The sequence below is a fragment of the Sedimenticola selenatireducens DSM 17993 genome, assembly GCF_000428045.1.
Lineage (GTDB): Bacteria > Pseudomonadota > Gammaproteobacteria > Chromatiales > Chromatiaceae > Sedimenticola > Sedimenticola selenatireducens.
Genome location: NZ_KE386615.1, coordinates 63,065 through 83,426, shown reverse-complemented (window position 1 = coordinate 83,426; position 20,362 = coordinate 63,065). Strand labels below are relative to the sequence as shown.

General features: G+C 60.1%; 20 protein-coding genes. 14 read left to right on the top strand and 6 right to left on the bottom strand.

Annotated features, from left to right (window positions below):
• Positions 1–277 precede the first annotated feature (277 nt).
• The 5 genes from A3GO_RS0119810 to A3GO_RS0119790 all read left to right on the top strand — a co-directional run bounded on the left by A3GO_RS0119810 (position 278) and on the right by A3GO_RS0119790 (position 7,099).
• Positions 278–1,630, top strand: coding sequence for an efflux RND transporter periplasmic adaptor subunit (locus A3GO_RS0119810; RefSeq protein ID WP_029134872.1), 1,353 nt, complete (start codon positions 278–280; stop codon positions 1,628–1,630).
• Positions 1,627–4,749, top strand: a complete 3,123-nt coding sequence (locus tag A3GO_RS24745; protein WP_051302694.1) for an efflux RND transporter permease subunit — start codon at positions 1,627–1,629, stop codon at positions 4,747–4,749. The genes A3GO_RS0119810 and A3GO_RS24745 overlap by 4 nt, the downstream gene beginning before the upstream one ends.
• A 105-nt stretch (positions 4,750–4,854) precedes the next feature.
• Positions 4,855–5,679, top strand: a complete 825-nt coding sequence (locus A3GO_RS0119800) for a class I SAM-dependent methyltransferase (RefSeq protein ID WP_029134871.1) — start codon at positions 4,855–4,857, stop codon at positions 5,677–5,679.
• A 148-nt stretch (positions 5,680–5,827) separates the two neighbouring features.
• The gene (locus A3GO_RS0119795) at positions 5,828–6,319 is read left to right on the top strand and encodes an NlpC/P60 family protein (RefSeq protein WP_029134870.1); all 492 of its coding nucleotides are present in this window, start codon (positions 5,828–5,830) and stop codon (positions 6,317–6,319) included.
• A 90-nt stretch (positions 6,320–6,409) separates the two neighbouring features.
• Complete coding sequence (locus A3GO_RS0119790) at positions 6,410–7,099, top strand: MOSC domain-containing protein (protein WP_029134869.1); 690 nt, start codon at positions 6,410–6,412, stop codon at positions 7,097–7,099.
• A 111-nt stretch (positions 7,100–7,210) separates the two neighbouring features.
• On the opposite strand, the gene A3GO_RS0119785 is transcribed toward A3GO_RS0119790, so the two are convergent.
• Positions 7,211–7,570, bottom strand: a complete 360-nt coding sequence (locus tag A3GO_RS0119785; RefSeq protein ID WP_029134868.1) for a hypothetical protein — start codon at positions 7,568–7,570, stop codon at positions 7,211–7,213.
• Positions 7,571–7,785: 215 nt separating this feature from the next.
• Between A3GO_RS0119785 and A3GO_RS0119780 the strand changes: the two genes are divergently transcribed.
• A complete protein-coding gene (locus A3GO_RS0119780; RefSeq protein ID WP_029134867.1) occupies positions 7,786–8,139 on the top strand; it encodes a GFA family protein in 354 nt (117 codons plus the stop codon).
• A gap of 195 nt (positions 8,140–8,334) precedes the next feature.
• On the opposite strand, the gene A3GO_RS24740 is transcribed toward A3GO_RS0119780, so the two are convergent.
• Positions 8,335–9,699, bottom strand: a complete 1,365-nt coding sequence (locus A3GO_RS24740) for an MATE family efflux transporter (RefSeq protein ID WP_051302692.1) — start codon at positions 9,697–9,699, stop codon at positions 8,335–8,337.
• Positions 9,700–9,848: 149 nt separating this feature from the next.
• Between A3GO_RS24740 and arsN2 the strand changes: the two genes are divergently transcribed.
• From arsN2 to gloA, 4 genes are all read left to right on the top strand, one after another.
• Positions 9,849–10,274 carry an arsenic resistance N-acetyltransferase ArsN2 gene (gene arsN2 / locus A3GO_RS0119770; protein WP_037376136.1) on the top strand — a complete coding sequence of 142 codons (426 nt, stop codon included), beginning with the start codon at positions 9,849–9,851 and terminating at the stop codon, positions 10,272–10,274.
• Between the two features lie 172 nt (positions 10,275–10,446).
• Complete coding sequence (locus A3GO_RS0119765; RefSeq protein ID WP_029134865.1) at positions 10,447–11,004, top strand: DUF1285 domain-containing protein; 558 nt, start codon at positions 10,447–10,449, stop codon at positions 11,002–11,004.
• 86 nt (positions 11,005–11,090) lie between these two features.
• The gene (locus A3GO_RS0119760; protein ID WP_245621802.1) at positions 11,091–11,732 is read left to right on the top strand and encodes a lysophospholipid acyltransferase family protein; all 642 of its coding nucleotides are present in this window, start codon (positions 11,091–11,093) and stop codon (positions 11,730–11,732) included.
• A 34-nt stretch (positions 11,733–11,766) separates the two neighbouring features.
• The gene (gloA, locus tag A3GO_RS0119755; protein WP_029134863.1) at positions 11,767–12,150 is read left to right on the top strand and encodes a lactoylglutathione lyase; all 384 of its coding nucleotides are present in this window, start codon (positions 11,767–11,769) and stop codon (positions 12,148–12,150) included.
• A 312-nt stretch (positions 12,151–12,462) separates the two neighbouring features.
• Here gloA and A3GO_RS0119750 read toward each other — a convergent pair whose 3' ends face one another.
• Positions 12,463–13,473: an IS110 family RNA-guided transposase gene (locus A3GO_RS0119750; protein WP_470406616.1), complete on the bottom strand. Its 1,011-nt coding sequence runs from the start codon at positions 13,471–13,473 to the stop codon at positions 12,463–12,465.
• 451 nt (positions 13,474–13,924) lie between these two features.
• Here A3GO_RS0119750 and A3GO_RS0119745 point away from each other — a divergent pair, with 451 nt between their 5' ends.
• From A3GO_RS0119745 to A3GO_RS0119730, 4 genes are read left to right on the top strand one after another with little or no spacing between them, the layout of a single operon-like run.
• On the top strand, positions 13,925–14,122 hold the full coding sequence (locus A3GO_RS0119745; protein ID WP_029134861.1) for a hypothetical protein: 198 nt from the start codon (positions 13,925–13,927) through the stop codon (positions 14,120–14,122).
• Positions 14,119–16,899, top strand: a complete 2,781-nt coding sequence (locus A3GO_RS0119740) for a sensor histidine kinase (protein WP_335340065.1) — start codon at positions 14,119–14,121, stop codon at positions 16,897–16,899. Before A3GO_RS0119745 ends, A3GO_RS0119740 begins: the two co-directional genes overlap by 4 nt.
• On the top strand, positions 16,871–17,248 hold the full coding sequence (locus A3GO_RS0119735) for a response regulator transcription factor (RefSeq protein WP_029134859.1): 378 nt from the start codon (positions 16,871–16,873) through the stop codon (positions 17,246–17,248). The genes A3GO_RS0119740 and A3GO_RS0119735 overlap by 29 nt, the downstream gene beginning before the upstream one ends.
• Before the next feature lie 15 nt (positions 17,249–17,263).
• On the top strand, positions 17,264–18,745 hold the full coding sequence (locus A3GO_RS0119730; RefSeq protein WP_245621801.1) for a DUF294 nucleotidyltransferase-like domain-containing protein: 1,482 nt from the start codon (positions 17,264–17,266) through the stop codon (positions 18,743–18,745).
• 8 nt (positions 18,746–18,753) lie between these two features.
• Here A3GO_RS0119730 and A3GO_RS25510 read toward each other — a convergent pair whose 3' ends face one another.
• The 3 genes from A3GO_RS25510 to A3GO_RS0119715 form a co-directional block, all read right to left on the bottom strand.
• Positions 18,754–19,224 carry a hypothetical protein gene (locus tag A3GO_RS25510; RefSeq protein WP_051302690.1) on the bottom strand — a complete coding sequence of 157 codons (471 nt, stop codon included), beginning with the start codon at positions 19,222–19,224 and terminating at the stop codon, positions 18,754–18,756.
• Positions 19,225–19,400: 176 nt separating this feature from the next.
• Positions 19,401–19,883: a MaoC/PaaZ C-terminal domain-containing protein gene (locus A3GO_RS0119720; RefSeq protein ID WP_084610277.1), complete on the bottom strand. Its 483-nt coding sequence runs from the start codon at positions 19,881–19,883 to the stop codon at positions 19,401–19,403.
• Positions 19,884–19,935: 52 nt separating this feature from the next.
• Entirely contained in the window at positions 19,936–20,343 is a 408-nt protein-coding gene (locus A3GO_RS0119715; RefSeq protein ID WP_029134856.1) for a VOC family protein, read from the bottom strand.
• Positions 20,344–20,362 lie beyond the last annotated feature (19 nt).

Genomic DNA, 20,362 nt, shown 5'->3' with positions numbered 1-20,362 from the left:
CTGAATTCAGCAGATGGCGGTACGCTTTCCCCAAGCGTTTTTTCTCTACCGAAGAGGCACTTAGATATGTGACTTTTTACAACCCGCAGCGATGACAAATATCAATCATTTCTGCTCTTTTTACTCGAATCGACTAAAAACCATCTGGCTTGATCTTTCGCATCGAGTAGAATCAACGCAACTTCTATTATCACTCTAGACTATCTGGAAATACCCTGAAGTTGCCCGTCATAAAATCGCTCAACAAAAACTGTCTACCCCCCGGAGTTTTAACATCATGCCCATCAGCAGAAAATGGGTCATTCTGATCCCAGTCATTGCCGGCATCGCCGCCCTGATGGCACTGAAGAAGAGCAGTAATCCACCGGTGCAGGAAGCGCGGCTGGAACAGGCGCGACTGGTCCGCGTGATCAGCGCCCCCCGCATCACCGTTATACCGACCGCCAAGGGCCACGGCACCGTCAGACCCAGCCGGACCTGGGAGGCGGTAGCCCAGGTCAAGGGTAAAATCGTCGAGAAACATCCGGCTCTGCAAAAAGGGGCCATTCTGGACGCCGGCAGCCTGATTCTGCGTATCGATCCGACCGACTATGAACTCGCCATCGCCCAGGCCGAGGCGGACATCCAGGCCACCCGGGCCCAGCTTGACGAACTGGATGCCAAGGCGACCAATACCGAGGCCTCACTGAAGATTGAACAGGCCGCCCTGGCGTTGAACCGTAAAGAGCTGGAGCGCAAGCGCCAACTGGTCGGCAAGGGCGGCATCAGCCGCTCCGACCTGGAGAGCCAGGAGCGCAGCCTGTTGGCCCAGCAACAGAGCGTCCAGACACAGATCAACACGTTGAATCTGTTCCCCAGCCAGAAGGCGCTGCTGGAGGCGCAACTGGAACGCCACAGGGCCAGCCTGGCCACGGCGCGCAGAAGTCTGGCCAACACCGAAATCCGCCTCCCCTTCACCAGCCGGATCGCCGAGGTCAACGCGGAGCAGGGCCAGTATGTCCGGGAAGGCGAGATGCTGGTTGCCGCCGACGACCTAGACAAGGCCGAGATCGAGATCCAGATCCCCATCAACCAGATGAGCCACCTGATGCACGCCAGCCGCGCCATCGACGTACTTAACCTGAATCCCGCCGAGGCGATGCAGCAGATCGGGCTGAGCGCCACCGCCACGCTGCAGGAGACGGGGCTAAGCGCCTCCTGGCAGGCCCGCCTTGCCAGACTGAGCGATACCCTGGATCCCAAGACCCGCACCGTCGGCGTCATTGTCGAGGTGGACAAGCCCTATGCCAATGTACTGCCCGGCAGTCGCCCGCCACTGGTAAAGGGGCTGTTTGTCCAGGTCACGCTGGCCGGCAAGCCCCGCCCCGACAGCCTGGTGGTGCCGCGCTCCGCCCTGCATGCCGACCGGCTCTACGTGGTGGATGAACAGCAGCGCCTGGATATCCGAGAAGTAAAAGTCGGCATGCTGCAGCCCGGCTTCGCCACCATTGAATCCGGACTCAAACCGGCGGAGCGGGTAGTGATCTCCGACCTGGTTCCCGCCATTCAGGGCATGCTGCTCAACCCGGTTCAGGACCAGGCGACTGAACAGCAACTGGTACGTTCGGCGCGTGGAGAGATGACGCCATGATCACCTTCTTCGCCCGTCACCCCACGGCCGGTAATCTGCTGATGCTGTTCCTGGCCGTACTCGGACTCTCCACCCTGCCCGGCCTGCAACGGGAGACCTTTCCCGATTTCGCCGCGCAGCAACTACAGATTACCGTCGCCTACCCCGGGGCCAGCGCAGAAGATGTGGAAGAGGCGATCTGCCAGCGCCTGGAGGATGCCGTCGACGGCGTCAGCGAAGTGGAGGAGCTTAGCTGCGAGGCACGGGAGGGGGTCGCCATAGCGGTCGCGGAGATGGTGGAAGGGGGTGATCTTGCCCGCTTCATGGACGACATCAAGAGTGAGGTCGACGCCATCAGCAACTTCCCCGAAGAGACCGAGCTGCCGGTGATCAAGGAACTTGGGCGCACCGATAACGTAGTGGCCATCGCCATTACCGGCCCCATGTCCAGCAGTGACCTGAAGGCCTATGCGGAACAGATCAAGGAACGCATGCAGCGCCTGCCAGAGATCTCGCAGGTCGAAATCAACGGCTTTTCCGACCACCAGCTGCGTATTGAGGTGCCGGCCAGGGCACTGTTGCAATACGGCATCAGCATGTCGGATGTGGCCAACAGTGTCCGGCGTCAGGGTATCGACCTGCCCTCCGGCTCCCTGGAAACGGCTGATCGCGACCTGCTGATCCGCTTCACGGATCTGCGGCGCAACCCCCAGGAGCTGGCCGATCTGACCATAGTAAGCGCCAACTCGGGTGCCGAGATCCGGCTGGGTGACATCGCCGCCATCAGCGATCGCTTTGAGCTGGACGAAGAGAAGGTGCTGTTCAATGGCCAACGCGCCGCCCTGCTCCAGGTGATCAAAACCAAGCAGCAGGACACCATCAGGGTGATGGATGCGGTGAGCCGTTTCCTGGAACTGGACCTGCGTCCCGGCGCCCCGCAGGGTGTGCAATTTCATATCACCCAGGACCGCTCCTCCATCGTCAAGGACCGCCTCAGCCTGCTGCTGAAAAATGGTGGCCAGGGACTGGTGCTGGTATTCCTGGTGATGTGGCTGTTCTTTCAGGGACGCTTCGCCTTCTGGGTCGCCATGGGCCTGCCCGTCTCCTTCCTGGGCGCCCTGTTTTTCATGAGTGTCCTCGGCCTGACCATCAACATGATCACCATGGTGGCGTTACTGATCGCCATCGGCCTGCTGATGGATGACGCCATCGTCATCGCCGAGAACATCGCGACCCAATTGCGCCGGGGCAAGAGCGCCATGCAGGCGGCCATCGAGGGTACCCGCCAGGTCTCACCGGGCGTCATCGCCTCGTTTCTCACCACCGTTTCAGTGTTCGGCCCGCTGGCCTTCCTCTCCGGCCACATGGGCAAGGTGTTGCAGTTTATCCCCATGGTGCTGCTGCTGGTGCTGATGGTCAGCCTGGCCGAAGCGTTCCTGATTCTGCCCCACCACCTGGCCCATGCGCTCAAACACCATGAGCAGGAGGCGAGCCGCTTCCGTCAGGCATTCGACAGTCGCCTGATCCACTTCCGCGACCACACGGTGGGCCATCTGGTGGACTGGGCCATCCATCAGCGCTACTGGTTTATCGGTATCATCATCGCCCTGTTCCTGCTCAGTATCGGCATGCTGGTGGGCGGCAAGCTCAAATTCCAATCCTTCCCTGATATCGAAGGCGACATCATCGAGGCGCGCATCCTGCTGCCCCAGGGCACCCCGCTGTCACGGACCGAGGCAGTGGTCCGTCAGGTGACCGATGCCATTCGGGCGGTGGATGATCATTTCACTCCCCTGCAGCCCGATCAACAGCCGCTGGTGCGCAATGTTCAGGTCCGCTTCAACCACAACCTGGATGCCAATGAAAGCGGCCCCCATCTGGCCACGGTGACGGTGGACCTGCTCACCGCCGAAGCGCGCAACGGCCATCTGGACGACTATATCAACCTGTGGCGTGAACGCACCGGTGAGATCCCGGACCTGGTGGCGATGAACTTCAAGGAGCCGACCATCGGTCCGGGCGGTATTCCACTGGAGATCCGCCTCACCGGCCCCGACCTCGACCAGCTCAAGCAGGCTTCACTGGAGTTGCAGGGGTGGCTCGCCAGCTATCGGGGTACTTTCGACCTGTCGGACAACCTGCGCCCCGGCAAACCGGAACTGCAACTGCGCCTGCGGGACGGGGCCCTGGCACTGGGGCTGGACGCCTCCACCATCGCCACCCAGCTGCGGGCCGCCTTCTACGGCACCACTGCCAGTGAGATCCAGGTCGGCCCCGAGGCCTACGAGATTGACGTGCGGCTGGCCGGAGATGACCGCGCCAACCTGACCGATATGGAAGGATTTCACATTGTCACCGCGTCGGGCGATCCGGTCCCCCTGAACGCAGTGGCAAAGATCGAGACGTCGCGTGGTTTTTCACGCATTCTGCGGGTCGACGGGGCCCGTACCGTTACTGTCAGCGGCGATCTCGACACCCGGGTTACCAACGCCAGGGAGATCATCAACCACACGCTGGCCAACTTCATACCCGATCTGCTCAATCGTTATCCAGGGGTTGAAGCCCTGATCGAAGGGGAATCCAAGGACACCGCCAAGACCGGCGGCTCCATGCTGCGCAGCTTCGCAATCGGCCTGGTGGGCATTTTCATCCTGCTCAGCTTCCAGTTTCGCAGCTACGTGGAGCCCCTGGTGGTGATGTCGATCATTCCACTGGCGCTGATCGGCGTGATCTGGGGTCATCTGTTGATGGGACTCAGCTTCACCATGCCCGGTGTTATCGGTTTTACCTCACTGGCCGGCATCGTGGTCAACGACTCGATCCTGCTGGTGGAGTTTCTCAAGCTGCGGGTGCGGGAGGGACACCATATCGTGGAGGCGGCCAAGATGGCCAGCCGCGACCGCTTCCGGGCGGTACTGCTCACCTCCATCACCACCATTGCCGGGCTGATACCGCTGCTGCTGGAAAAGAGCATGCAGGCCCAGGTACTGGTGCCACTGGCCACCAGTATCGTCTTCGGACTGATGACCACTACTCTGCTGGTACTGCTGGTGGTACCCGCCCTGTTCAGCATACTGCATGATCTGGGCATCTCCACCACCGCCAAAGAGCTGGCAACCATGGAGGGCGATTCGGCATGATCCGCATTCCGGTCCGGCCATCGCACAATCATTTCATGCCTTTTATTAATCCACGGATTGGTACAAACTTGAAACAAATATCGAATCAATCTGGAGCTGGCTGATATGAAAGTAACCTGGGAATCGGGCGATGCCTATGAGCTGTACATGGGTCGCTGGAGCCGGATGGTCGCCAAACCGTTCCTCGAATGGCTGGACCCGGAACCGGAACTGCGCTGGCTGGACGTGGGCTGCGGTACCGGCCCGTTGAGCGACATTATCCTCAACCATTACAAACCGGCTGCACTGTATGCCGTGGACCAGTCGGAAAGCTTCATCAAGAGTGCACAGATGCGCCTGCGACAGGGCATACAGCTGCGGGTCGGCAACGCCATGGCGCTGCCGGTGGATGACAATGCGGTGGATATCACCGTCTCCGGCCTGCTGCTGAACATTCCGCCAGCCCCTGATGAGGCGCTGCAGGAGATGGTACGGGTCACCCGCACCGGCGGCACGGTGGCCGCTTATGTCTGGGACTATGCCGGCAGCATGGAGATGCTGCACCATTTCTGGGAGGCGGCGGTCGAGCTCAATCTGATGGCCGATGTGATGCATGAAGGCAAGCGCTTTGCCGACTGCAACAAGCCGGCACTGCGGCAGCTGTTCAGCGATGCCGGGCTTACCGACATTACCGTTACCTCATTTGAAATTACCCAGGAGTTTCCGGACTTTGAGCAGTTTTGGGCGCCCTTCCTGGCCGGACAGGGCACCGCCCCAACCTATCTGTTGTCACAGCCGAAAGCGGATCAAGCGGCCCTGCGTGACCTGTTGAAAGCGCGTCTTCCCACCACCAGTGACGGCTCCATCAAACTCCGTGCACGGGCCTGGGCGATCAAGGGGCGGGTGGATAAAGCGGTCGCCACGGAAGATGATGCTGCCGCAGCTGATTGATCCACTGCCTGTTGCAGCGACCCAAGTTGGTAAGCGCTGACGACAACGGAGCCAGATCAACGGCAATCACTGCTATTATTTCAAGATACAGTGACAAGCCCGGCGGCAGGAGACCTGTTCGGCGGAGACAGACAACGACGGACAGCCGATGCGCCGATTGACCTTGATTCCCCTGCTGATGCTGCTAACAGCCTGCAGCGGTGTGGCGCCCGTCACCAGGCATGATCCCGCGTCACCGATAACCTCACCCAGCAGCGCCGCGGACGTTGATCAGACGCTTCTGGACCGGCTTTACAGACAACATCAGGAGTGGCGGGGAACGCCTTATCGCATCGGTGGCCAGAGCCGTCAGGGCATCGACTGTTCCGGCTTCGTCCAGCTCACCTACCGGTCCCGGCTGGGCGTGGCGCTGCCGCGCACGACCGGGCAGCAGGCGACTGTGGGCCAGCCGGTCCAGCAGTCGGAGCTGGCGACCGGAGATCTGGTATTTTTCAGGATCGACGGCAAGACACGGCATGTCGGAATCTACCTGGAACAAAACCGCTTTCTACATGCCTCGAAAAGCAGTGGCGTCATGATCTCGCCGCTGGACAGCCCGTATTGGCAATCCGCGTACTGGAAATCCAGGCGGGTCCTGTAACAGCCGCCGAGACTGCCCCTGATCCGTCGCCGGTTACGACGCTATGGCTGGTGTACATTCGATTACCATAAACCCACGGTTACAGGCGTTATGAGCACATTGATATTCATCGGAACCACGGCGCCGCTGGACAGCAGCACCGAGAGCGCCATTGACAAACAGCCAATCAACGGTCCATTGCACTGTGGCCTGGAGGGTCTGGCGGGCGACCAGCAACAGGACCAGCGCCATCACGGCGGACTGGAACGTGCCCTGCACTACTATCCCAGGGAACACTACGCCTACTGGGACGAGTTCTGGCAGGCCATGGAACTGCCACCTGCGGCCACTCCGCTCGTTGCCGGAGCCTTTGGCGAGAATCTCTCCGACACCGGTCTGAACGAAGAACAGATCAATATCGGCGATATCTTTACCCTGGGAGAGGCGGTGCTGCAGGTCAGCCAGCCCCGTTCACCCTGTCACAAGCTGAATATCCGTTTCGGTTATCCCCAGATGTCGCTCATCATGCAGACCTCGGGACGCACCGGCTGGCTGTTTCGGGTACTGCAGCAAGGCCTGGTCGATCCCGATGACAGCCTGAAACTGCATGAACTTTCCAGCTCCAATCTGTCGGTGCACACCTGCCTGGACATCCTTTACAACCGGCCTTTCTGCCGCGAGGACCTGGAACTGCTGGCCGAACACAAGACTCTCTCGACGGGCTGGAAACGGCATGCCGCCAACCGTCTGGAAAGCGGCCAGCCGGAGCACTGGTCGAGACGGCTGTTCAATCGGCAATGACAGCGGGGCATCGGTACCAACACGGGGAGGACCAGAGGAGACTGCGGGCGGGGTCAGGCAGTCAAACACCAACCCCGTTGACACTGTGCGGTCAGCCGATCAGTGCTGTGTTCAAGCGGCGGCTGCATCAAGCAGCGGTGCTACCGACCTGATCCAGACGCACTGGTCACATTCACACTGCGCTGTATCATGATCCTGGCGGTTCAACTGATAACTGACATACTCAAAACCAAACCGCAGCATCCGCAGCAGTTCGCTGGATGATGCCCGCTTGAGCGTCGGCGCCGCCAGCTGCTTGCTGTAACTTTGACACTCGAGGATATAGAGGCACTCGTTACACTCCGCCACCTGCTCATTGAACCGATAGTGCTCGGGACAGGCCCGCCGCTTGATCTCCCGCTCCATCAGCAGCCGGGGATAATCCAGTGCCGCGATAATCTGATCGCGCTTCTCCAAAACAGACTCTGACATCGTGCCATACTCCAAAAGCCGTTCAGTCGAGGCCCGCCCAACACGACCTGGTTGATCACTCAGTGGACCATCACGACTTGCCGGCTATACTTCAGTCAGTGCCGAAACCGGCACTCCCGTAGTGAATCCTAGCACATGCACTAAAACAGATGATTGATCCAATACAATTAGCGTCCGATTCCACCAGAACAAACATAATCCAGGGGAGCCCGTGAATGACCACCTATAACGGCAGCTGTCACTGTGGTGATATCCGTTTTTCCTTCGAGCACGACGAGATCACCGGCGGCCTGCACTGCAACTGCTCCATCTGCATCCGCAAAGGGGCACTGATGTCCGACTTCACCATCCCGGCCAGGGATCTGCAGATAGACGCCAAGCCGGGTGCGCTGACCCTCTACAAGTTCGGCAGCGGCGTGGCCAAGCACTACTTCTGCAAACAGTGCGGTATCTACCCGTTCAACGAAACCCTGCGCATGCCCGGCCATTTCCGGGTCAACCTGGGATGTATCGACGGAGTCGATCCCTTTAGCCTGGAGAGCAAGGTGTTTGACGGCAAGAGCCTCTAGGAGTCTGCCGGACTTAACACTGATCTACTGCGGAAAAGCCGGATTTGGCCATATTTTCCGATCTTCCTCGTTGAATAGGTCCACTATTCGCCTCGAAAGATCAAAAAATCTGTCTCAAATCGGCTTTCCCTCGCTACGATCGGTCAAGCCCGACAAACTCCTAGGAGTCTGTCGGGCCTGGCTGTTTGCAGACAACTAGCGCTGTGCGGCAGCGCTGTAACACTTCTTCCTACCCAACAGATAAAAGCGCAGGTTCAGCAATAACGCGGCGGTGGTCAGGCCCACCGCCAGCCCTCCCCACAGACCCTGCGGACCGACACCCCACTCAATACCGATGATCCAGGCGGCGGGGAAGCCGATCACCCAGTAGGCGAACATGGTGATGAACATGGGCACGGCGGTGTCTTTCAGTCCGCGCAGTGCACCGGAGGCGGAGACCTGCAGTCCATCGGAAAACTGGAACAGGGCCGCCGCGAACAGCAGGGTCATGGCCATCTCGGCCACGGCGACGTCGCTGGTGTAGAGGGCCACGATCAGTTGCGGAAACAGCAGCAGCAGGGTGGCCGACAGCGCCATGATGCCGCCCGCCATGACCACGCCCAGCCGGCCACGGATAATCGCCAGCGGGAGATCCCCGGCACCGGCGGCATGACCAACCCGGATGGTGATGGCCTGGGAAATGCTGAGCGGCAGCATGAACATCATGGCGGCATAGTTGAGGGCGATCTGATGAGCCGCCATCTCCACCTTGCCCAGGCTGCCCATAAGGATCGCCACGGCGCTGAACATACCCACTTCCATGATGATGGAGACGGCGATCGGCAAACCCAGCTTGAGTATGCGCCAGATCTCTTTCAGGCGCGGACCGGAGAATGCCACAAACAGCGACAGGTGCCGCACGCGCCGGCTGCGGACAAGATAGAGGAACATCATCACCGCCCCCAACCAGAGGCCGATGGCAGTCGACAGCGCGGCCCCGGCGGCGCCCATGGCCGGGAAGCCGAAAGCGCCGAACATGAACAGGTAGTTGCCCAGAATATTCAGCGGCAGCAGCAGGAACTGGATCAGCATCACCGGCGTGGTGTTGCTCAACCCCTCATTCAGATAGCGGGGAGCCAGATAGAGACAGAGTCCCGGCATGCCCCAGGCACTGACCCGGAGATAGTCACCGGCCAGGGGAGCGATCTCGGGATCGATCGCCAGCAGCGGCAGGACTGCCGCCATGCCATAGGTCAGGGGCACCGCAACCACCCCGACCAGGACCGCTACCCAGAGTCCCTGTTGGAACTCGGCGGCAATCGCCCGGTCATTGCCGGCTCCGTTCAGATGCGCCACCAGGGGCGAAATAGCCAGCGTCGAGCCAATACAGGCGAGCAGCATCAGCCCCCAGAGCGAAGAGCCCAGACCGACCGCCGCCAGCACCGATGCATTGATCCGCCCCGCCATTACTGTGTCGATAAAGCCCATCCCCACCTGCAGCAACTGCGCCACCACGAGGGGAGCAGCCAGCAACAGGGTGGGAACGGCTTCCCGTCGCCATAGATTCAACCATTGCGGCATAACAAAATCTCAAGATATAAAACAATTTGGCCAAACCATAAGGGCCGTTCAGGGCGCAAATATCGGCAGGAGCGGCGCCCGTTGCAAACAGGCCTTCCGACCCGGGAACGGGCCATCTACACTCATGACAAAAGAAACAGGTACAACCGATGCACATCATACCCGCACCCGATCTCAATATCGTCAGGCAACTGCTGCAACCCGCCGGGTTGCCGATTGAGGATATCGGTGACAACCCGCTGGCCCGCTTCTACCTGATCGAAATGGATGGCAAGACGGCTGGCGTGGCCGGGGTCGAGCTGCACGCAACCGATGCCTTGCTGCGCTCCCTGATGGTGCGACCCGAATACCGGGGCCGGGGACTGGCGGCGCAACTGGTAAGTCATATCCAGCAAGCCGCGGCCGCGCAGGGCGCCATGGCACTCTATCTGCTGACCACCGACGCCGCTGAGTATTTCAAGCGATTGGGCTTTTTTGCCATCGCCCGGGATGCGGCACCGGACAGCATTCGCCGCACCCGCGAGTTCACACACCTCTGTCCCGATAATGCCACCCTGCTGTGCCGCAAACTTTGAGCGGTATCACTGGGGTTCCATCAGGGCCGGAGACAAACCGGCAAGTCCTGTGAACTTTTCCCTTGATATGGAGGTGGCCAGACTCCGACCGCTGTTGATGGGATCAGTTCCGGCTCCCGGTCTCGGCTATTCTTTGAGATAATCCATTCGATATCGGCAACCACAGACAACCATGCCCAGACTCGACGACATCCTTGATCAGATCAAAACCCGGGAAGCCAACAGCGCCGCCCGACAACCGTGGAATCCGTCCCTGTGCGGCGATATCGATATCCGCATCGCCAGCGATGGAATCTGGTATCACGAGGGCAGTCCACTCCGGCGCGAGCAGCTGGTAAAACTGTTCGCCTCGGTGTTGCGGCGCGAAGCGGACGGTGAATACTATCTGCTCACCCCGGCCGAGAAGATGCGTATTCGGGTGGATGACGCCCCCTTCGTGGCAGTGCAGGTGGAGCAGATCACAGAGCCACAGCCCAGCCTGCTGTTCACCACCAACCTGGGCGAACAGGTGGTGGCCGATGCGGAGCACCCGATCCGGGTGGAGTTTGACCCCACAAACGGCGAACCGCGCCCCTATATTCATTTCCGCGACAACCTGGACGCACTGATCAGCCGCAACGTCTACATGACACTGGTGGATATTGGCGAACTGTTCAGGCAGGATGGCCACAGCCATCTCGGAGTCACCAGTCAGGGGGTCCGGTTTGATCTGGGCTCTATCGACGAGTGACCCGTGCATCAGCCCCCACCCCTATGTCCGGGTCCCTGGATAAACGCCGACCAACTGGACATTTCCAGGATCCTGTAGAGTAGCCCGTGCGCAGTTCCCGTATCACCCATGATTGCCAGCCCACCAGCCTGATCAGCTACTGGATCGGACGGCTGGTGCTGACCCTGCTGGGATGGAAGGTGGAAGGCGAAATTCCCCCGGGTGGAAAATTCCTGCTGATCGGGGCACCCCATACCAGCAACTGGGATTTTCCTGTCGGCATCGCCGTCACCTATCTGCTACGGGTACGGATCACCTGGGTCGGCAAGCATACGCTGTTCCAATGGCCCCATGGCGGCATCATGCGCTGGCTGGGTGGGGTCGGCGTGGATCGCTCCAACCCGGCCGGCGTCGCCGAGCAACTGGCGCAACAGCTCCAGGCGGCCGACCGTATGGTGTTGGCCATCACCCCGGACGGCACCCGAGGCCGGCGCGAATACTGGAAATCCGGTTTCTACCGTATTGCCCGGGCGGCGGGTGTACCGCTACTGTGCGGTTCCCTGGATTTTTCCAGCAAGACCGCCCGTGTCGGTCTCTGCTTTATGCCGACGGGTAATATCCCGGCTGACATGGAGCGGATTCGCGACTTCTATGCCGACGTCAGCGGCGCCAGCCCGGAAAACCACACCCCGATCCGATTGCGGGAAGAGCTGGAAAATCCCTTGCCCCGGCAGGATCGGGCGCGATAATCAAACCAACCACTACAACCCAGAGGTGAGACCGATGAGAATACTCCACACCATGCTGCGTACCGGCGATCTGCAGCAGTCGATCGACTTCTATACCCAGATCCTGGGGATGCGGTTACTGCGTCAGCAGGATTATCCGGAGGGCGAATTCACCCTCGCCTTCCTCGGTTACGCCGACGAGTCGGAACAGAGCGTGATCGAATTGACCTATAACTGGGGCGTCGACAGCTATGACCTGGGCAACGGTTATGGGCATATCGCCATCGAAGTGGATGATGTCTATCAGGCCACCAAGCAGATCAAGGCCCAGGGCGGCAAAATCCTGCGCGATGCCGGGCCGATGAATGCCGGCAGCACCATCATTGCCTTTGTGGAGGACCCGGACGGCTATCCGATCGAACTGATCGGGGCGCGCTAGCCAGTTTTGTCGGCTAGCCCGTATATGGTCTCCTCCCCCTTTGCAAGGCTTTTTCTCGTTGATGGCAGGGACAGGTTAGCTGCCGTATATCCGGCCTGTTGATGAGGCCTTGGCGCCTCTGGCCTTGATGAGCATACGTGCGTACCGTCCTTATCGACCTATCGGCATGCGATGCCGTCGCGTTAGCCAGGTTTTCAGTACGCCGGTTTGACCTGTTGTGTCATCGACTCCAAATCGCCCTCGCAACCCGTGGAAAGGTGCCTGCTACGCGATATCCCTATCCGGGGAGGCATCCCCGCTACTGCGTCCGCCTCATGCAGGCCGTGTCTGATAAACTTCGCCACGCGTGACCACTACCCAGCCAATGCGTGCCTGCTTGTTGGCCAGGGCNACCACGGCCTTGTTGAAACCGCGCCGTTGCACCAGACGCTGTATCCAGCGGCTCAAGGCATCCGTCTTCTTGTCGGCATGCATGACCACTGAGCGTGCCCCATGAATCAATAATGATCGCAACATTTTGTCCCCCTTTTTGGTGATCCCCAGCAACAGCGGCTTACCCCCCGTACTGTATTGGCGCGGGACAATCCCCAGGGCGGCCGATACGTCACGGCCCCGACGAAACTGCCGGCCATCCCCCAGCCAGTTGCGAAATACGCTACTCACCACCGGCCCGAATCCCGGAATACTCATCAGCCGCTGACACACCTCATCCTCCTTCACCTGCTGCTTGAGCTGCCCGTCATACCAAGCCAACTCCTCGCGCAGGGCGCGATAACGGGCCATGCCGCGGGCCATCAACTCGCGTATCCGGGCAGTCAGGCCATTTTGCGCATCTTCCAGCACCCCTGTCACCGCGCGGGCGAAGTGCTCGCGTCCTGGCGGGAGCACCACCCCGTACTCGCTCAACAGGCCCCGCGCCTGATTGATCAGCCGGGTCTGCTCAATGATCAGCTGCCGGCGTATCCGGTGGAAACTCTGCCGGTCCTGTTCCTCCAGCGTTTTGGGGGGCACTGGTCGAATCCGTCCCTGCAGACACGCCTCCGCGATGGCTTCAGCATCGTTGTAATCGTTCTTCTGCCCGCGCAGGTAGGCCTTCACGTGCTGCGGGGGTAGTAGCACCACCGTGTGACCGAGTTGCTGTAACCCTCTGGCCCAGTAGTGGGCGCCGGCGCAGGCCTCCATCGCCACACGGCATGGGGGGTGCTGGACAAAGTGGCTCAGCAGCTGCTTGCGACGGAGCTTCTTACGCCATTGCCGCTGACCTGCACTATTCAGTGCTATCATGAAAAAGGTATGCTTTGCCAAATCCAAACCGATTGTCATAAGCTGTTTCATGGCCTTCTCCTCCACCTTTGATGGTTGGTTCTCTTCCATCATGGCGCATCGACGCCGGTACGGGGGGGAGGAGGCCATCTCATCGACCTACCATGGTTACGGCCGTAGGTCGGGTTAGTACCAGCGTAATCCGACAATCAATCCACGTTCACCGCACCCGAAACCGCTAGACCGTAGGTCGAATTAGCAGCAGCGTAATCCGACAATCAATCCGCATTCCCCGGTACGGCGACCTCATCAGCACGTAGGTTGGGGTGAGCGGAGCGAACCCCAACGGAAATTCATGCGTGTACGCCATGATGTTGGGGTTCGCTCCGCTCACCCCAACCTACAAAGCTGGCACGGCGGCTTGATCAATTCGGTCCGCCTGTATTGCAACTCCAGTCCGTTTCTTTATCCTATACTCAAGTGAATAAAAGTCACTAACGAGGGGGCTCGGATGCGGCGGGCGATTCTGACCAGTCAACGACTGCTGGCGGTGTTTCTGGCCGGCATGCTGCTGCTGTTTTCACCCATCGTATCCCTGTTCGACCGGCCGGAGTTCTGGTTCGGTATCCCCCTCATTTATCTCTACCTGTTCACCGTCTGGGCCCTGCTGATCATCGCCATGTCCCTGATTATCGGCAGTCAGAAATGATGCTCGGCGGCCCGCTGGTCATTCTCATTTCGTTTGTCTATCTCGGTCTGCTGTTTGCCATCGCCTACTGGGCCGACCGGCGCGCCGATCAGGGCCGCTCGGTGATCGCCCACCCCACGGTATACGCCCTGTCGCTGGCGGTTTACTGCACCGCCTGGACCTACTACGGCAGTGTCGGTCGTGCCGTGCAGAGCGGCATTGGCTTCCTGCCGATCTACCTGGGGCCCACCCTGGGGGCGGCGTTCTGGGTATTTCTGCTGCTGAAGATGATTCGGGTAAGCAAGTCCCAGCGCATCACCTCAATTGCCGACTTTATCTCATCGCGCCACGGCAAAAGCCACCTGCTGGGGGGACTGGTTACGGTGATCGCCGTGGTCGGCGTGGTGCCCTATATCGCGCTACAGCTGAAGGCAATTTCCAACAGTTTCACCATCCTGATGCACTATCCCGATATCACCATGCCGGCACATGCAGAGGCCTTGCCTATATGGCAGGACACCGCACTTTACGTGGCCCTGACACTGGCACTGTTCACCATCCTGTTCGGTACCCGCCACCTCGATGCCAGTGAACGGCACGAAGGGATGGTGGCGGCCATCGCCTTTGAGGCGATTGTCAAACTTGTCGCCCTGACCGCGGTCGGCATCTTCGTCACTTATGGTGTTTACCACGGGTTTGCCGATATTATGCGGCAGGCGCAGGGAGCAGGCCTGCTACAGCCCATGCTGAGGTCTTCAACCGTTTCCGACCAGAACTGGCTCTCGTTCTCATTTCTCGCCGCCATGGCGGTGATACTGCTGCCACGACAATTCCAGGTTGCGGTGGTTGAAAACAGCAGTGAGCAACATTTGTCACGTGCTGTCTGGCTGTTTCCGCTCTATCTGTTACTGATCAATTTCTTTGTTCTGCCCATCGCCCTGGCAGGTAAGCTGGCGTTTCCTGGCGGCGGTGTTGATGCCGACACCTTCGTGCTGACCCTGCCGATCGCCCACGGCCAGGAGTGGCTCGCCATGTTCTCTTATCTGGGCGGGCTGTCGGCGGCCACCGGCATGGTGATCGTGGAGACCATTGCACTCTCCACCATGGTCTGCAACGACCTGGTGATGCCGGCACTGTTGCGTTACTGGCGTACCCGAAAGGCGCCCGCGGATCTCACCAAGGTTTTACTGCGCGTTCGACGCGGGGCAATCTTCGGCATCCTGCTGCTCGGTTACACCTATTTCCATGTCGCCGGGGAGGCCTATGCACTGGTCTCCATCGGCCTGATCAGCTTTGCCGCGGTGGCCCAGTTCGCCCCCACCATGCTCGGCGGCCTATACTGGCGAGGCGGCACCCAGGCGGGCGCCCTGGCCGGCTTGGGCGCCGGTTTCAGTATCTGGCTCTATACCCTGCTGATACCGTCCTTTGCCAAGTCCGGCTGGCTGCCCTCGGCATTTCTTGAATACGGTCCGTTCGGTATCGAACTGCTGAAACCCCAGGCCCTGTTTGGCCTGGAGGGAATGAACGAGATCAGCCACTGCCTGTTCTGGAGCCTCACTGCGAATATCGGCGCCTACCTGACGGTCTCCCTGGTGAAACCACCAAATGCCGAGGAGACCGCCCAGGCCAGCCTGTTTGTGGATGCCATGAAATATGATCAACCGGCCATCGGCCTGTGGCGCGGCAATGCCGATATCGCGGAATTAAAGCGGCTGGCCAGTCGCTTCCTGGGGCCCCACAACGTGGATACGGCGTTTGCCGAATTCTCCCGTAACCGGGGCAAATCCCTTGAACCGGGACAGCCGGCGGATGCCGAGACGGTGCATTTCGCCGAAACCCTGCTCACCGGCGCCATCGGTAGCGCCTCTGCCCGGGTCATGGTCGCCTCGGTCGCACAGGAGGAGCCCCTGGGCCTCGACGAGGTGATGGGTATTCTGGATGAGGCCTCGCGTATCCGCGCCTACAGCAAGGAGCTCGAGAGAAAGTCCCGGGAGCTTGAAACCGCCACCGCCGAACTGCGCGAAGCCAATACCCGGCTACAGGAACTGGACCAGATGAAAGATGACTTCATGTCCTCGGTCAGTCACGAACTGCGTACCCCGCTGACCTCTATCCGGGCGTTTTCAGAGATGCTGTTTGATGACCCCGACATTCAACTGGATGACCGGAAGCGTTTTCTCGGTATCATCGTCAGTGAAACCGAGCGTCTGACCCGGTTGGTCAATCAGGTATTGGACCTGGCAAAGATCGAAGCCGGGTGTGGCGAATGGACCCCGGGTGAGGTGGATCTCGCAGAATTGATTCAGCACTCTATCGCGGCCACTGAACAGCTATTCCGCGACAAGGGCGCAGTGATTGAAATAAACATCCCGAAGGGCGATTTCCAGGTCTGGGCAGATCGTGACCGACTGTTGCAAGTGATGCTCAACCTGCTCTCCAACGCAGTCAAATTTGTTCCCGCCGGTAGCGGCAAGGTCTCTGTCACCCTGGAGAGTAGTAAGGAGCACTATCAGGTCAGTGTGGCGGATAACGGACCCGACATCACACCGGGGCACCAGGAGATCATATTTGATAAATTCCATCGTGGTGACGACGATGGCCTGACCAATCCCACGGGCACCGGATTGGGTCTGCCGATCAGTCGCCAGATCATCGAACACTTCGGCGGCCGCCTGTGGGTCGAAAGCCGCTCAGGAAAGGGTGCTATCTTCTATTTCACTATGCCAAAAAGCGGCAATGGGCTGCCAGCAGGCGACACAGGACCAAATGATGAGCCAACATATACTGATCGTGGATGATGAAAAAAACATCGCCATCTCTGTTGATTACCTATTACGGAGGGAAGGCTACAAGGTATCGGTAGCCCATGACGGCGAAGAGGGGCTACGACAGATCCAAAACAGCCCGCCGGACCTGGTGTTGCTTGACATCATGATGCCGAAACTAAACGGTTTTCAGGTATGTGAAGCGGTCAGGCAGGACCCGGCACTGGCGGATGTCCGCATCGTCATGCTGACCGCCAAGGGGCGTGACGCAGAGAAAGAGAAGGGATTGGCGCTGGGTGCCGATGCCTACATCACCAAACCCTTCTCGACCCGGGAGCTGGTCAGCCGGGTAAAGGCGTTACTGGAACCACAGGCAAAATAATGAGGCCTTCCCGCTATGGATAATGACAAAGAAGCAAGTCTCGGAATGAGCGGCGCCTACAGCCAGGCATCCGGACCCGGCTTTGTCGAAGGTCCACTGCGCCAACTGGCCCCGCACCCACCGCTGACCCTGCCCCCCTCCGCCACGGTACGGGAAGCCCTGGCCGGCATGAACCAGCGACAGGCCGACACCCTGGTGGTGGTGGATGACCAGGAGCAACTGCCGCTCGGCATCGTCACCCTGAATGACTTGGTGTATGCCATTACCCTGGATGGTGGCGGCCTGGATGAACCGGTCGCCGGCATGATGACGGCCGCACCCCTGAGCCTGCCGGCCGACGCCCCGGCACACCGGGCCACCGTATTGATGGCGAAACGGGGCATCCGGCATATCGTGTTGCTGGAGCCCGGCGGCCGCCTCTACAACGTGATCTCCCGTGCCGACCTGTTTGGCCTGCGCGGCGGCGGGGCCGATCTGCTGGCCGAATCGGTCACCGCCGCCATGGACGTGGGGCAAATGGCGCAGGCCGCCAGCGCCATCCGTCAACGAGGCAGTGAACTGTTCACCGGCGGCATGAGTGCCGAGGCCATCTGCCACTGGATGTCCGCCCTGAATGATCTGGTAGTGATGCGGGTAATCGAACTGATCGAGGATGAGTTCGACCTGCCCGCCGTACCCTGGTGCTGGATGGTGATGGGTTCCGAGGGACGGCTGGAGCAGACCTTCGCCACCGACCAGGACAACGGTCTGGTGTTCCAGGCGGATGACGCCGACGCCGCCGTAGAACTGCGGGAGGCGTTTCTGCCCTTTGCCCGTACCGTCAACAAGGGTCTGGATGCCTGTGGCTTCACCCTCTGCCGGGGCGGCATCATGGCGGGTAATCCGGCCTGGTGCCTGAGTCTGGAAGAGTGGCAGTCACGCTTCAGCGCCTGGATGCGCACGCCCGACCCGAAGGCACTGTTGAACAGCACCATCTTTTTCGATTTCCGGCCGTTGTACGGGCGCTATGAACTGGTGGACGAGCTGCGCAACTGGCTGCTGCCGCAACCTCCGGAACACCCCCGCTTCCTGCGCGCCCTGGCGGAGGAGGCCCTGACCTGTGCCCCACCGCTGGGCTGGACCGGCGGTTTTGTCTATGACGGTGGCGTGGAGCACCCCCACAGCATCGACCTGAAACGGTTCGGGGCGCGGCCGTTTGTCGACGCGGCGCGGATCTGGAGCCTGATGTACGGGGTCTGGGCAACCAGCACAGGCGACCGCCTGCGGGCTGTGGCGGAACCCCTCAATCTGTCAGCCGAACAGGTGGCTGGCGAGGTGGAATCTTTCTATCTGATCCAGCGCTTCCGCTTCCGCCAGCAACTGCTGGCGGAGGACCCGGACGATACCAATCGCATCGATCCCGATACCCTGAACGAACTGCACCGGCTGATGCTCAAGGAGGCGTTCAAGCAGGCTAAGAAACTCCAGCTACGGCTGAAGTTGCAACATGGCCTGTAACCCGCCGGTTAGAGTGCGTCCGCCGCGCCATCGGTAAGCAGTTGCTCGACACCGATGACCTCACCCCTGACAAACTCCACCCGTGCCACCGTGTACTCTTCCTGGGTCTCCGAGTTGATCCAGACACTGTGATACCGGATGCGCCGCCGGCCGTTGCCGTCGATAAAATAGACCGGAATGCTCATACGGTCCCGGTAGGGATAGTATCTGGTCCGGGTATAGCCCCAAATCGTGGCACGCCGCTCCTTGGTCACGCGGGTAAAGACATGGTCCGGCGGCCCCCAGGCGAGGCGCACCATTTCCTTGGTAAATCCGACCTCGACGCTGCCCTGCCTCACCTGGGCTTGGATCTCTTCCGGGAACGAGTCGAACAGCTCCCGGTTTTCCGCAATACGCCGATCACGCCGCTCTTGGACAGACGCGCAACCCGCCAGCACCAGCAGGCACAGCCCGAGAACTACCATAGTCCGTTTTTTCATAGCCACTCCCAGATGACAGGCCCGCCGGTTTACTTTTCTGGTGGATGCACTCTCACGTATCCACCCTACCCAACTGCACAGCGCCCAGTATAGAAATTGTTACCGTAAGGAAAAGTATAGGCGCCAGCAGTTTTCGCGGCGGAGCGATCGCTACCCAAGAATCGATCCTGAGCTCCCTACTCGGGATTTCGCCTGACAAACCAGGTGGAATTGAGGGTCGACACCACCTCATCCCCCTGGCGCCGCATCTCGTTCTGAAGTTTGATCATGCCCTCGCCGGGACGGCTGCCCAGTTCACGCATCTCGGCGATTTCAGTCCGGGCCGACAGCCGGTCGCCGGCAAACACCGGTTTCAGCCAGCGGATGTTGTCCCAGCCGGGAGAGATCACCGTGCTGGCGTTGGGAAACGCCTCCTTGCTGAGGCGACGCCAGATGGCCGCCACCTGCGGGCCTGAGGCGATCAGTCCGCCCCAGCCCTGGGCAACGGCGGCCGCCTCGTCCAGGTGAAACGGCTCCGGATCATACAGTTTGGCAAAGGCGATCATCTCCTCACGGCGCATCTCCCAGTCACCATATTCAAACACCTGGCCGACCGTGAAGTCCTCAAACCAGAGCATATCCGGGAAAACACCGGCCACCGCGGGCTCATTTTCATGCATAGACTTACCTGTTTCTGGAGGGGTGGCGGCCTTTCATCCGCCTGAAAACCGGTCAATCCCTGGGCCCGATCCAGCAGAACGGATTGTGGGCAATCTCCCAGAGATGACCATCGGGGTCCTTAAAGTAACCCGAATAGCCACCCCAGAAAACCTTTTGCCCCGGTTTCACCAGGGTCGCGCCGGCGGAGACCGCCTGCGCCAGCAACGCATCCACTTCCGCCTCACTCTCCACATTGTGCGCCAGGGTGAAGCTGTTAAAGCCGCTGCCCTGCGCCGAAACCTGGGCATCCTCCGCCAGGGCTTCACGGCCGTAGAGTCCCAGCCAGCTGCCATTCAGGGTAAAAAATGCCACCGTGGGCGGCGATTCCATGCGCGGAAAGCCCAGTCCATCCTCATAAAATCGGACCGACTTTTCCAGATCCCCGACACCCAGGGTGATCATGCTGATTCGCGGTTTCATCTGCCCTCCATTGGTGCGG